Origin of the sequence: Streptomyces durmitorensis (assembly GCF_023498005.1) — a bacterium.
Lineage (GTDB): Bacteria > Actinomycetota > Actinomycetes > Streptomycetales > Streptomycetaceae > Streptomyces > Streptomyces durmitorensis.
In genome coordinates this window covers 2,879,823-2,893,286 of sequence record NZ_CP097289.1, presented here as the reverse complement: position 1 = coordinate 2,893,286, position 13,464 = coordinate 2,879,823, and the positions used below count along the sequence as shown (strand labels likewise).

Here is a 13,464-nt window from a genome sequence, read left to right as displayed (position 1 = left end):
TCCCTTAAGGAATCAGGCACATGAGCAAGCTGCGCGTGGCGGTCGTCGGAGCCAAGGGCCGGATCGGCTCCGAGGCCGTCCGGGCCGTCGAAGCCGCCGACGACCTGGAACTGGTCGCCGCCCTTGGCCGGGGCGACTCGCTGGACACGCTGGTGGAGACCGGCGCCCAGGTCGTGGTCGAACTGACCAACCCCGACGCGGTGATGGGCAATCTGGACTTCTGCGTCCGGCACGGCATCCACGCCGTCGTCGGTACGACGGGCTGGACCGACGAGCGGGTCGCGCAGCTGGAGGCCTCGCTGGCCGCATCGCCGAGGACGGGCGTCCTGATCGCCCCGAACTTCTCCATCGGCGCGGTCCTCACCATGAAGTTCGCGCAGATCGCGGCGCCGTACTTCGAGTCCGTCGAGGTCGTCGAGCTGCACCACCCGAACAAGGCCGACGCCCCCAGCGGCACCGCCCAGCGCACCGCCCAGCTCATCGCCGCGGCCCGCCGGGAAGCGGGCAGCGCCCCGCAGCCGGACGCCACGTCGACGGCCCTGGACGGCGCCCGCGGCGCGGACGTCGACGGAGTGCCGGTGCACTCCGTACGCCTTCGGGGTCTGCTGGCCCACCAGGAGGTGCTGCTCGGCGGCGAGGGCGAGACCCTCACCGTCCGGCACGACTCGCTGCACCACAGCAGCTTCATGCCGGGCATCCTGCTCAGCGTACGCCGCGTGGTGAGCACTCCGGGCCTGACGTTCGGCCTGGAACACTTCCTGGACCTGAACTGACGCGGGCCGAACCGAGCTGAACTGACCCTCATGCGAGCAAAGATCACTTACGCCGTCACGGCTGCCGTCCTGGTCGTCTACTTCGTCCTGGTCGGCAGCCGCGGCGTGCTCCTGATACAGCACGGCACCGCGCTCACCGTCACCTTCGGTGTCGCGGTGCTCATCCTGCCGTTCATCGGCATCTGGTTCCTCTGGAAGAACACCCAGTTCGTCCAGCGCGCCAACCGCCTCGCCGCCGAACTGGAGGCCGAAGGCGGCCTCCCCGTCGACGAGTTGAAGCGCACGCCGGGCGGTCGCATCGACCGCGACTCGGCCGACGAGGTCTTCGCCAGGCGCAAGGCCGAGACCGAGGACTCACCGGACGACTGGCGCTGCTGGTTCCGCCTCGCCGTCGCCTATCACGACGCCCGGGACACCCCGCGCGCGCGAAAGGCGATGCAGCGCGCGATCGCGCTGCACGCGGGCCGACCGATGAACGTCTAGCTCGGACGGTGCACGTCCGGCTCAGGCAGTGCGGCGGTACTCGTCCGCCCACACCTCGATGGAGTCGGCCGCCCGGTTGAACGCCTCGTACCGCGCCAGGAAGTCGGCATTGCGGTCGGTGAGCAACGGCGGCTGCCCCTCGGCCTGCTGATCCCGCCGTACGAGGACGAGTGCCTGCCCCTGAACCGTGCGGGGCAGACCCAGCCACCGCACGGGCTGCTGCGTCGTACGCACCGTCACGACCTGTGCCCACGGCACGGTCTGCGTCGTGAGGAAGGCGACACGACGCAGTCCGTGCGCGCTGACCCAGGTACCCATCCGCAGCAGCCGCAGCGCGCTCACGATGATGACCGCGGCGAGCCCCGCGCAGATCGCGGCACCCGCCAGTGAGTCCGCGAACGCGATGATCACGGCGGCGACGAGGACGTACGAGGCGAGCAGCAGAAGCAGCGCGGCCGCCCCCACCCGCCACGGACCCGGCCGGTAGGGCCGCCGCCAGTGGTCGCGGTCGTCGAACGGCAGCGCGGCGTCGTCCGCTGCCTCGTCAAAGGCGCGGTCCGCCGTCAGGAAGGGCAGGGGCACGACTGAATCCTCACTCAATCCACGCACGGGCTGTGCCCGGTGAGGCTACCGAGCCCTGCTCCCGCCTACCACCCATGGGGGGCCATGGGGGGCCATGGGGGTACCCCCATGCTTTTAGGGCAGTGGTGGAGAGTCAGAGGGCCGCGACGGTCGTCATCGACCGTCCGAGGCTTCGGACTGCTGGTGCTGTGCGGGTGCCTGATCGGGCGACAGGGCGGGCATGCCGACCAGCAGAGAACCTGCCAGTCCGGCGACCACGACCAGGCCGACCAGGGTGCGGCCCACGACCTGAGAGGCCGACGGGCGCTCTCGGGGTGGGGGAGTGACATTGCTGCGGAACTTGTCGGCTTCGGCGATGAAGGCGAACGGGACGGGCTCGCGCCGACGGAACATGGGGTGCGTTTCTCCTCACGCGACTCGAACGAAACTCTGTTGTCCAGTCAGACGCTCGAAACGCCCAAATGGTGCCCGGTTTCGCCAAATTCGCCGAAGAATGTCGTGGCGAGCCACCGAACGGCCGATTGTCAGTGCCGGGCCATAGAGTGGGCGCCGCCCGAGTGATGCACATGGAAGGACCCCGCCAGTGAGCGAGACCCCCACCGAAGACCTCAAGCCCAGCTTCCGCAGCGAGGTCACCGTCGAGTTGGTGAAGCATGCCGCGACCGACTCCGACGTCCTGTGGGCCGCCCGTGTCTCCACTGCCGGGGAGCAGTCCCTGGAAGAGCTCCAGAAGGACCCGGAGCGCTCCAAGGGCCTGATCAACTACCTGATGCGCGACCGCCACGGCAGCCCGTTCGAGCACAACTCGATGACGTTCTTCATCAGCGCCCCGATCTTCGTCTTCCGCGAGTTCATGCGGCACCGCGTGGGCTGGTCGTACAACGAGGAGTCGGGCCGCTACAGGGAGCTCCAGCCGACGTTCTACGTCCCCGACGAGTCCCGCAAGCTGGTCCAGGAGGGCCGCCCCGGGAAGTACGTCTTCGTGGAGGGCACCCAGGCCCAGCAGGAGCTCACGGGCCGCGTCATGGAGGACTCGTACCGCCAGGCGTACGAGGCGTATCAGGAGATGCTCGCCGCCGGCGTCGCCCGCGAGGTCGCCCGCGCGGTCCTGCCGGTCGGCCTCTTCTCGTCTATGTACGCCACGTGCAACGCCCGTTCGCTGATGCACTTCCTCGGTCTGCGCACGCAGCACGAGCTCGCCAAGGTCCCGTCCTTCCCGCAGCGGGAGATCGAGATGGTCGGCGAGAAGATGGAGGAGCACTGGGCCAAGCTCATGCCTCTCACGCACGCCGCCTTCAACGGCAACGGACGCGTGGCTCCGTAAGGCACTGATGTACGGGTGGGCTGAGTGAGGTGTCCGTATTGCGGCATTTCGAGAAGTTCATCTAGCCTGATCAAACGGACCCGGCACTGCTTGAACCCCCGAGCAGGCAGTGCCGGGCTCCTCACTTGTCAGGTCCGCATACATCCCCCGAGGGGGGACCACGCGCTGAGCAGCGAGTAGCGTGTTACCCATGGCTCCGACCTCCACTCCGCAGACCCCCTTCGGCAGGGTCCTCACCGCTATGGTCACGCCCTTCACGGCGGACGGCGCGCTCGACCTCGACGGCGCCCAGCGGCTCGCCGCCCATCTGGTGGACGCAGGCAACGACGGCCTCGTCATCAACGGCACCACTGGTGAGTCCCCGACCACCAGCAACGCGGAGAAAGCCGAGCTCGTACGAGCCGTAGTGGAAGCAGTCGGAGACCGCGCCCACGTCGTCGCGGGCGTCGGCACGAACGACACCCGCCACAGCATCGAGCTCGCGCGCGACGCGGAGCGTGTCGGCGCCACCGGCCTCCTGACGGTCACGCCGTACTACAACAAGCCCCCGCAGGAGGGCCTGCTCCGCCACTTCACCGCGATCGCCGACAGCACCGAGCTGCCGGTCATGCTCTACGACATCCCCGGCCGCAGTGGCGTACCGATCAACACCGAGACGATCGTCCGCCTCGCCCACCACCCCCGGATCGTCGCCAACAAGGACGCCAAGGGTGACCTCGGCCGCGCCAGCTGGGCCATCGCCCGCTCCGGCCTCGCCTGGTACTCCGGCGACGACATGCTGAACCTCCCGCTGCTCTCCGTCGGAGCCTGCGGCTTCGTCTCCGTCGTGAGCCACGTGGTCACCCCGGAACTGCGCGCGATGCTCGACGCGCACTCCACGGGTGACGTGCGCAAGGCCACCGAGATCCACCAGAAGCTGCTCCCGGTCTTCACTGGCATGTTCCGTACGCAGGGTGTGATCACCACCAAGGCGGCGCTCACCCTGCAGGGCCGCCCCGCGGGACCGCTGCGGCTGCCCCTCGTCGAGCTGTCACCCGACGAGACGGCCCAGCTCAAGATCGATCTCGCCGCCGGCGGGGTACAGCTCTAACCACAGACTTCACAACTGAATACGCACGACCCGCAGGACACGGTCCTGCACCCACACCAAACAACTGCTACTGCACGAACGTCATGCGCGCCACGTGCCCTGGAGGTACGTGGCGCGTGTGGTGAGGAGAGTCTTTTGAGTCATCCGCATCCTGAACTCGGCGCCCCGCCGAAGCTCCCGAAGGGCGGCCTGCGGGTCACCCCGCTCGGCGGCCTCGGTGAGATCGGCCGCAACATGACCGTCTTCGAGTACAACGGTCGCCTGCTGATCGTCGACTGCGGAGTGCTCTTCCCCGAGGAGGAGCAGCCCGGAATCGACCTGATCCTGCCGGACTTCACGTCCATCAGGGACCGCCTCGACGACATCGACGGCATCGTGCTCACGCACGGCCACGAGGACCACATCGGCGGTGTCCCGTATCTCCTGCGCGAGAAGCCGGACATCCCGCTGATCGGCTCCAAGCTGACCCTCGCGCTCATCGAGGCGAAGCTCCAGGAGCACCGCATCCGTCCGTACACGCTCGAGGTCGTCGAGGGCGACCGCGAGCGCCTCGGCCCGTTCGACTGTGAATTCATCGCGGTCAACCACTCCATTCCGGACGCCCTGGCCGTCGCCGTCCGCACCCCCGCGGGCATGGTGGTCGCCACCGGCGACTTCAAGATGGACCAGCTGCCGATGGACGGCCGCCTCACCGACCTGCACGCGTTCGCACGGCTGAGCGAGGAGGGCATCGATCTCCTTCTCTCCGACTCGACGAACGCCGAGGTCCCGGGCTTCGTCCCGCCGGAGCGCGACATCTCGAACGTGATCCGGGGCGTCTTCGCCGGCGCCCAGAAGCGGATCATCGTCGCGAGCTTCGCCAGCCACGTCCACCGCATCCAGCAGATCCTGGACGCGGCCCACGAGTACGGCCGCAGGGTCGCCTTCGTCGGCCGCTCGATGGTCCGCAACATGGGCATCGCGAGGGACCTCGGCTACCTGAAGGTCCCGCCGGGCCTGGTGGTGGACGTCAAGACGCTCGACGACCTCCCCGACAGCCAGGTCGTGCTCGTCTGCACGGGCTCGCAGGGCGAACCGATGGCCGCCCTCTCCCGGATGGCCAACCGCGACCACCAGATCCGCATCGTCCAGGGCGACACGGTGATCCTGGCTTCGTCGCTCATCCCCGGCAACGAGAACGCGGTCTACCGCGTGATCAACGGCCTGACCCGCTGGGGAGCGAACGTCGTCCACAAGGGCAACGCGAAGGTGCACGTCTCCGGCCACGCGTCGGCGGGCGAGCTCCTGTACTTCTACAACATCTGCAAGCCCAAGAACCTGATGCCGGTGCACGGCGAATGGCGCCACCTGCGCGCCAACGCCGAGCTGGGCGCCCTCACCGGCGTCCCGCACGACCGCATCGTGATCGCCGAGGACGGTGTTGTCGTCGACCTCGTCGAGGGCAAGGCGAAGATCGTCGGCAAGGTCCAGGCGGGATACGTCTATGTCGACGGCCTCTCGGTCGGCGACGTCACGGAGTCCTCTCTCAAGGACCGCAGGATCCTCGGCGACGAGGGCATCATCTCGGTCTTCGTGGTGGTGGACTCCAGCACCGGCAAGATCACCGGGGGCCCGCACATCCAGGCCCGCGGCTCGGGCATCGAGGACTCGGCCTTCTCCGCCGTCATGCCGAGGGTCCAGGAGGTCCTCGAGAAGTCGGCCCAGGACGGCGTCGTGGAGCCCCACCAGCTGCAGCAACTCATCCGCCGCACGCTGGGCAAGTGGGTCTCGGACAACTACCGCCGACGCCCGATGATCCTTCCCGTGGTCGTCGAGGTCTGACCTGACACTGCGTGAACTCCGGAGCGGGGCGCCTCGATTTGCATCGGGGCGCCCCGCTCCAGTACGTTTACGTCTCCGCCTGAACGGGAAGCACCCGGCACTCACGTGCTCGGAGGGACCCGAACAGGGCGGGGAATTCCGACTCAGAATCTCTGATAAAGTCGGAACCGCCGGAAAGGAAAACGCGAAAGTCGAAAGGCCGGAGCGGAAACCAGAAAGGCACCGAGGAAAATCGGACACGAAAGAGTCTGATAGAGTCGGAAACGCAAGAACGAAGAACAAAAAGAAACACCGAAGGGAAGCGCCCGGAGGAAAGCCCGAGAGGGTGAGTACAAAGGAAGCGTCCGTTCCTTGAGAACTCAACAGCGTGCCAAAAGTCAACGCCAGATATGTTGATACCCCGTCTCCGGCCGTCATGGTCGGGACGAGGTTCCTTTGAAGAAAACATCAGCGAGGACGCTGTGAACCGGAAGATTATTCCTCTTCCTGGTTCCGCTCAACGCGGATGTGCACCCGATTACGGGTAAACATTCACGGAGAGTTTGATCCTGGCTCAGGACGAACGCTGGCGGCGTGCTTAACACATGCAAGTCGAACGATGAAGCCCTTCGGGGTGGATTAGTGGCGAACGGGTGAGTAACACGTGGGCAATCTGCCCTGCACTCTGGGACAAGCCCTGGAAACGGGGTCTAATACCGGATGATATCCCCTCTCGCATGGGAGGGGTTGAAAGCTCCGGCGGTGCAGGATGAGCCCGCGGCCTATCAGCTAGTTGGTGAGGTAGAAGCTCACCAAGGCGACGACGGGTAGCCGGCCTGAGAGGGCGACCGGCCACACTGGGACTGAGACACGGCCCAGACTCCTACGGGAGGCAGCAGTGGGGAATATTGCACAATGGGCGAAAGCCTGATGCAGCGACGCCGCGTGAGGGATGACGGCCTTCGGGTTGTAAACCTCTTTCAGCAGGGAAGAAGCGAAAGTGACGGTACCTGCAGAAGAAGCGCCGGCTAACTACGTGCCAGCAGCCGCGGTAATACGTAGGGCGCAAGCGTTGTCCGGAATTATTGGGCGTAAAGAGCTCGTAGGCGGCTTGTCACGTCGGTTGTGAAAGCCCGGGGCTTAACCCCGGGTCTGCAGTCGATACGGGCAGGCTAGAGTGTGGTAGGGGAGATCGGAATTCCTGGTGTAGCGGTGAAATGCGCAGATATCAGGAGGAACACCGGTGGCGAAGGCGGATCTCTGGGCCATTACTGACGCTGAGGAGCGAAAGCGTGGGGAGCGAACAGGATTAGATACCCTGGTAGTCCACGCCGTAAACGGTGGGAACTAGGTGTTGGCGACATTCCACGTCGTCGGTGCCGCAGCTAACGCATTAAGTTCCCCGCCTGGGGAGTACGGCCGCAAGGCTAAAACTCAAAGGAATTGACGGGGGCCCGCACAAGCAGCGGAGCATGTGGCTTAATTCGACGCAACGCGAAGAACCTTACCAAGGCTTGACATATACCGGAAAGCATCAGAGATGGTGCCCCCCTTGTGGTCGGTATACAGGTGGTGCATGGCTGTCGTCAGCTCGTGTCGTGAGATGTTGGGTTAAGTCCCGCAACGAGCGCAACCCTTGTTCTGTGTTGCCAGCATGCCCTTCGGGGTGATGGGGACTCACAGGAGACTGCCGGGGTCAACTCGGAGGAAGGTGGGGACGACGTCAAGTCATCATGCCCCTTATGTCTTGGGCTGCACACGTGCTACAATGGCAGGTACAATGAGCTGCGAAGCCGCGAGGCGGAGCGAATCTCAAAAAGCCTGTCTCAGTTCGGATTGGGGTCTGCAACTCGACCCCATGAAGTCGGAGTTGCTAGTAATCGCAGATCAGCATTGCTGCGGTGAATACGTTCCCGGGCCTTGTACACACCGCCCGTCACGTCACGAAAGTCGGTAACACCCGAAGCCGGTGGCCCAACCCCTTGTGGGAGGGAGCTGTCGAAGGTGGGACTGGCGATTGGGACGAAGTCGTAACAAGGTAGCCGTACCGGAAGGTGCGGCTGGATCACCTCCTTTCTAAGGAGCATCTAGATTCCGCAAGGAATCCAGAGCCACTACGTCGGCAAATGTTCGACGGTGGTTAGCTCATGGGTGGAACGTTGACTATTCGGCACGATTGGTTAGGGACTGTAAGTACTGCTTCGGCGTGGAAAACAGATTCTTGATTGGTCGGGTCGGGCACGCTGTTGGGTATCTGAAGGTATGGCCGTAAGGCTGCCTTCGCTGCCGACCCCGGTGTACTCACTGGTTTCCAGTGGGGTGACGGGTGGTTGGTCGTTGTTTGAGAACTGCACAGTGGACGCGAGCATCTGTGGCCAAGTTTTTAAGGGCGCACGGTGGATGCCTTGGCACCAGGAACCGATGAAGGACGTGGGAGGCCACGATAGTCCCCGGGGAGTCGTCAACCAGGCTTTGATCCGGGGGTTTCCGAATGGGGAAACCCGGCAGTCGTCATGGGCTGTCACCCGCTGCTGAACACATAGGCAGTGTGGAGGGAACGCGGGGAAGTGAAACATCTCAGTACCCGCAGGAAGAGAAAACAACCGTGATTCCGGGAGTAGTGGCGAGCGAAACCGGATGAGGCCAAACCGTATACGTGTGAGACCCGGCAGGGGTTGCGTGTGCGGGGTTGTGGGATCTCTCTTTCACAGTCTGCCGGCTGTGAGACGAGTCAGAAACCGTTGGTGTAGGCGAAGGACATGCGAAAGGTCCGGCGTAGAGGGTAAGACCCCCGTAGTCGAAACATCAACGGCTCGTTTGAGAGACACCCAAGTAGCACGGGGCCCGAGAAATCCCGTGTGAATCTGGCGGGACCACCCGTTAAGCCTAAATATTCCCTGGTGACCGATAGCGGATAGTACCGTGAGGGAATGGTGAAAAGTACCGCGGGAGCGGAGTGAAATAGTACCTGAAACCGTGTGCCTACAAGCCGTGGGAGCGTCGCTATATGTGCTTGCACATGTAGTCGTGACTGCGTGCCTTTTGAAGAATGAGCCTGCGAGTTTGCGGTGCGTTGCGAGGTTAACCCGTGTGGGGAAGCCGTAGCGAAAGCGAGTCCGAATAGGGCGATTTAGTAGCGCGCTCAAGACCCGAAGCGGAGTGATCTAGCCATGGGCAGGTTGAAGCGGCTGTAAGAGGTCGTGGAGGACCGAACCCACCAGGGTTGAAAACCTGGGGGATGACCTGTGGTTAGGGGTGAAAGGCCAATCAAACTCCGTGATAGCTGGTTCTCCCCGAAATGCATTTAGGTGCAGCGTCGTGTGTTTCTTGCCGGAGGTAGAGCACTGGATAGGCGATGGGCCCTACCGGGTTACTGACCTTAGCCAAACTCCGAATGCCGGTAAGTGAGAGCGCGGCAGTGAGACTGTGGGGGATAAGCTCCATGGTCGAGAGGGAAACAGCCCAGAGCATCGACTAAGGCCCCTAAGCGTACGCTAAGTGGGAAAGGATGTGGAGTCGCAGAGACAACCAGGAGGTTGGCTTAGAAGCAGCCACCCTTGAAAGAGTGCGTAATAGCTCACTGGTCAAGTGATTCCGCGCCGACAATGTAGCGGGGCTCAAGCGTACCGCCGAAGTCGTGTCATTCCAGCATATAGGGCCAACGCCTGCTGGGATGGGTAGGGGAGCGTCGTGTGCCGGGTGAAGCTGCAGCGGAAGCTAGTGGTGGACGGTTCACGAGTGAGAATGCAGGCATGAGTAGCGATACATACGTGAGAAACGTGTGCGCCGATTGACTAAGGGTTCCTGGGTCAAGCTGATCTGCCCAGGGTAAGTCGGGACCTAAGGCGAGGCCGACAGGCGTAGTCGATGGATAACCGGTTGATATTCCGGTACCCGCTGTGAAGCGTCAAACATCGAGCCCATTAATGCTAAGGCCGTGAAGCCGTCCTGGAGCCTTCGGGCAAAGGGAAGTGGTGGAGCCGCCGACCCAAGGTGGTAGTAGGTGAGTGATGGGGTGACGCAGGAAGGTAGTCCAGCCCGGGCGGTGGTAGTCCCGGGGTAAGGGTGTAGCCCGTCATCTAGGTAAATCCGGATGACATGTGGGTGAGACCTGATGCCGAGCCGATTGTGGTGAAGTGGATGATCCTATGCTGTCGAGAAAAGCCTCTAGCGAGTTTCATGGCGGCCCGTACCCTAAACCGACTCAGGTGGTCAGGTAGAGAATACCGAGGCGTTCGGGTGAACTATGGTTAAGGAACTCGGCAAAATGCCCCCGTAACTTCGGGAGAAGGGGGGCCATCTTTGGTGATCGGATTTACTCCGTGAGCTGGGGGTGGCCGCAGAGACCAGCGAGAAGCGACTGTTTACTAAAAACACAGGTCCGTGCGAAGCCGTAAGGCGATGTATACGGACTGACGCCTGCCCGGTGCTGGAACGTTAAGGGGACCGGTTAGTGCACTTTCGGGTGTGCGAAGCTGAGAACTTAAGCGCCAGTAAACGGCGGTGGTAACTATAACCATCCTAAGGTAGCGAAATTCCTTGTCGGGTAAGTTCCGACCTGCACGAATGGCGTAACGACTTCTCGACTGTCTCAACCATAGGCCCGGTGAAATTGCACTACGAGTAAAGATGCTCGTTTCGCGCAGCAGGACGGAAAGACCCCGGGACCTTTACTACAGTTTGATATTGGTGTTCGGTTCGGCTTGTGTAGGATAGGTGGGAGACTTTGAAGCGGGCACGCCAGTGTTCGTGGAGTCAACGTTGAAATACCACTCTGGTCGTGCTGGATGTCTAACCTGGGTCCGTGATCCGGATCAGGGACAGTGTCTGATGGGTAGTTTAACTGGGGCGGTTGCCTCCTAAAGAGTAACGGAGGCGCCCAAAGGTTCCCTCAGCCTGGTTGGTAATCAGGTGTTGAGTGTAAGTGCACAAGGGAGCTTGACTGTGAGACCGACGGGTCGAGCAGGGACGAAAGTCGGGACTAGTGATCCGGCGGTGGCTTGTGGAAGCGCCGTCGCTCAACGGATAAAAGGTACCCCGGGGATAACAGGCTGATCTTCCCCAAGAGTCCATATCGACGGGATGGTTTGGCACCTCGATGTCGGCTCGTCGCATCCTGGGGCTGGAGTCGGTCCCAAGGGTTGGGCTGTTCGCCCATTAAAGCGGTACGCGAGCTGGGTTTAGAACGTCGTGAGACAGTTCGGTCCCTATCCGCTGTGCGCGTAGGAATATTGAGAAGGGCTGTCCCTAGTACGAGAGGACCGGGACGGACGAACCTCTGGTGTGCCAGTTGTCCTGCCAAGGGCATGGCTGGTTGGCTACGTTCGGAAAGGATAACCGCTGAAAGCATCTAAGCGGGAAGCCTGCTTCGAGATGAGTATTCCCACCCCTTGAGGGGTTAAGGCTCCCAGTAGACGACTGGGTTGATAGGCCAGATCTGGAAGCCCGGCAACGGGTGGAGGTGACTGGTACTAATAGGCCGAGGGCTTGTCCTCAGTTGCTCGCGTCCACTGTGTTGGTTCTGAAACCACGAACAACCCCGTATGTCGGGCCACGACTACGGTGCGGTTGACAGTTTCATAGTGTTTCGGTGGTCATAGCGTGAGGGAAACGCCCGGTTACATTCCGAACCCGGAAGCTAAGCCTCACAGCGCCGATGGTACTGCAGGGGGGACCCTGTGGGAGAGTAGGACGCCGCCGAACTATTATTAATAGAGCTGGTCCCTGAACTTCGGTTCAGGGACCAGCTCTTTTTTGTTTTGCGTCACTTGCCGTTCACGTTCCGCAGCCAACATCTTGAGGCATGGGGACAGTTGGCATGTTGCGAGCCGCAGGTGTCGGTGCGGGTGACGAGGTCATCGTGCCGGCGTTCGGAAACGTCGAGATCGCCGAGGCCGTGGTCCTGTCAGGGGCCGTGCCCGTGTTCGCGGACATAGATCGGGCGACGTACTGCCTTGATCCTGATGCGGTGAGCGCCGCCGTGAACTCCCGTACGGCCGCTGTGGCCGTCGTGCACCGCTTCGGGCACCCCGCCGACGTCAGGCGGCTGCGGGACGTCGGGCAGCGGCACGGCGTCCTCGTACTGGAGCAGGGCGAGTCGGACGCACCGTACGACGAGCTCGCGCAGCGGCGGGCGCACGCGGCCTACCTCAGCGGGCGGCTCGGCGGTGTGATCACCCCGGACGGCGTCGAGGGGCACGGCTACCAGCAGTACGTCGTGCGCGTGCCCGGGAACGGGCGGCCGGACCGGGACGCGTTCGCGCGTGCCGTGCGGGCCAAGGGAGTTGACTGCCGGGTGCCCGTGAAGACGCCCGCGCATCGCACACCGAAGTTCTGGCGGGACGTCTGTCTGCCGGAGACCGAGCGGGCCGCGGACGAGACGCTGGCGCTTCCGGTCGGCGCGTCGATGTCGCGGCGTGAACTGCAGCGTGTGGTGTCCGCCTGCAACGCGCTCGGCGGGCTTCTTCAGCCGGCATTCTGAGAGCCGCGTTCGCTAAGGCGCCTCCTTGGTGTGGGACTTGAAGAACGCCCACATCAGGTCTGTCGCGTCGACCCCCGCGGTGGGGTCGGACATGCTGCCGCCCGCGCCGCCCGGCCAGGAGTGGCCCATGTCGGGCAGCCGGTGGACGACCACTTCCGAGCCGTCGCGACACTTGGCTGTTGTCCTTTTGATTTTCTTCTTGAGTTTCTCGGGTTGGCTCGTCTTGCAGGAGAGGCGCTTCTGCCAGGCCGTGATGCCCTCGTCCATCCCGGTGTAGTGCTCGTCGAGGCCTCCGATGAAAGTGATCACCGAGACAGGGGTTCTCGGCATGTACGAGTCATCTGCCGAGTCGGGGCCGAGATAGCCACCGCTGACCGGGGCGATGGCCGCGAACGTGTCGGGGAGCTCGACCGCCAGCTTGTAGGCCATGTCGCCGCCGTTGGAGATGCCGGTCGCGTAGACGCGGTCCGGGTCGGCGTTCCAGGTGCTGGTAAGCCTCTTCGTCATCGTACGAATGAAGCCCACGTCGTCCTCCGTGCCGCAGCAGATCAACGCGTTGAAGGCCTGGTTGAGGCCATCGGGGTAGGCGACGAGGAAATTCTCCTTGTCCGCTTTGGCGCTGAGGCCGCTGATCGTGGCCGCGGCCGCGCCGTCGGCCGGGTATGGGTGCATGGCGATGACCAGCGGGAGCTTTGCCGAGCGGGTGTAGCCGGGTGGGGCGTGGACCGTGTAGACACGCTTCTTGCCTTTCCAGGTGAGCGTGACCTTCTGATCGCCCGGTCGCGGGGTCTCCGCTGCCGGCGGCTTCTTGGTGGGCTTCTGGTCCGCGTCGTCGTCGGACCCGCAGGCAGCGATCGGCAGGAGCAGGGCGGCCAGCGCCATGGGTAAGGAGTTCCGCATGGATGTACCACGTCGGGTCGGCATGGCCGCA

Annotated in this window: 9 protein-coding genes and 3 rRNA genes; 9 read left to right on the top strand and 3 right to left on the bottom strand. The window is 63.5% G+C overall.

What is annotated here, in order from left to right; all coding sequences use genetic code 11:
- Positions 1-20: 20 nt before the first annotated feature.
- Together dapB and M4V62_RS12750 are read left to right on the top strand one after the other, a co-directional pair.
- Entirely contained in the window at positions 21-773 is a 753-nt protein-coding gene (gene dapB / locus M4V62_RS12755) for a 4-hydroxy-tetrahydrodipicolinate reductase (RefSeq protein WP_249587379.1), read from the top strand.
- A gap of 30 nt (positions 774-803) precedes the next feature.
- Complete coding sequence (locus M4V62_RS12750) at positions 804-1,256, top strand: tetratricopeptide repeat protein (protein WP_249587378.1); 453 nt, start codon at positions 804-806, stop codon at positions 1,254-1,256.
- 21 nt (positions 1,257-1,277) lie between these two features.
- Here M4V62_RS12750 and M4V62_RS12745 read toward each other — a convergent pair whose 3' ends face one another.
- Complete coding sequence (locus M4V62_RS12745; RefSeq protein ID WP_249587377.1) at positions 1,278-1,838, bottom strand: PH domain-containing protein; 561 nt, start codon at positions 1,836-1,838, stop codon at positions 1,278-1,280.
- A 153-nt stretch (positions 1,839-1,991) separates the two neighbouring features.
- Positions 1,992-2,231: a hypothetical protein gene (locus M4V62_RS12740; protein ID WP_249587376.1), complete on the bottom strand. Its 240-nt coding sequence runs from the start codon at positions 2,229-2,231 to the stop codon at positions 1,992-1,994.
- 190 nt (positions 2,232-2,421) lie between these two features.
- Between M4V62_RS12740 and thyX the strand changes: the two genes are divergently transcribed.
- From thyX to M4V62_RS12705, 7 genes are all read left to right on the top strand, one after another.
- A complete protein-coding gene (thyX, locus tag M4V62_RS12735; protein WP_249587375.1) occupies positions 2,422-3,162 on the top strand; it encodes an FAD-dependent thymidylate synthase in 741 nt (246 codons plus the stop codon).
- A 190-nt stretch (positions 3,163-3,352) separates the two neighbouring features.
- Positions 3,353-4,252, top strand: coding sequence for a 4-hydroxy-tetrahydrodipicolinate synthase (gene dapA / locus M4V62_RS12730; protein WP_249587374.1), 900 nt, complete (start codon positions 3,353-3,355; stop codon positions 4,250-4,252).
- 135 nt (positions 4,253-4,387) lie between these two features.
- Positions 4,388-6,073: a ribonuclease J gene (locus tag M4V62_RS12725; RefSeq protein ID WP_249587373.1), complete on the top strand. Its 1,686-nt coding sequence runs from the start codon at positions 4,388-4,390 to the stop codon at positions 6,071-6,073.
- 530 nt (positions 6,074-6,603) lie between these two features.
- Positions 6,604-8,128: ribosomal RNA gene (locus M4V62_RS12720) — 16S ribosomal RNA — on the top strand.
- Between the two features lie 297 nt (positions 8,129-8,425).
- A 23S ribosomal RNA gene (locus M4V62_RS12715) occupies positions 8,426-11,547 on the top strand.
- Between the two features lie 91 nt (positions 11,548-11,638).
- Positions 11,639-11,755, top strand: a 5S ribosomal RNA gene (gene rrf, locus M4V62_RS12710).
- The 16S, 23S and 5S rRNA genes sit together here, the layout of an rRNA operon.
- Before the next feature lie 115 nt (positions 11,756-11,870).
- Positions 11,871-12,533, top strand: a complete 663-nt coding sequence (locus M4V62_RS12705; protein WP_249587372.1) for a DegT/DnrJ/EryC1/StrS family aminotransferase — start codon at positions 11,871-11,873, stop codon at positions 12,531-12,533.
- Positions 12,534-12,545: 12 nt separating this feature from the next.
- Here M4V62_RS12705 and M4V62_RS12700 read toward each other — a convergent pair whose 3' ends face one another.
- Entirely contained in the window at positions 12,546-13,433 is an 888-nt protein-coding gene (locus tag M4V62_RS12700; protein ID WP_249587371.1) for an extracellular catalytic domain type 1 short-chain-length polyhydroxyalkanoate depolymerase, read from the bottom strand.
- Positions 13,434-13,464: the final 31 nt, after the last annotated feature.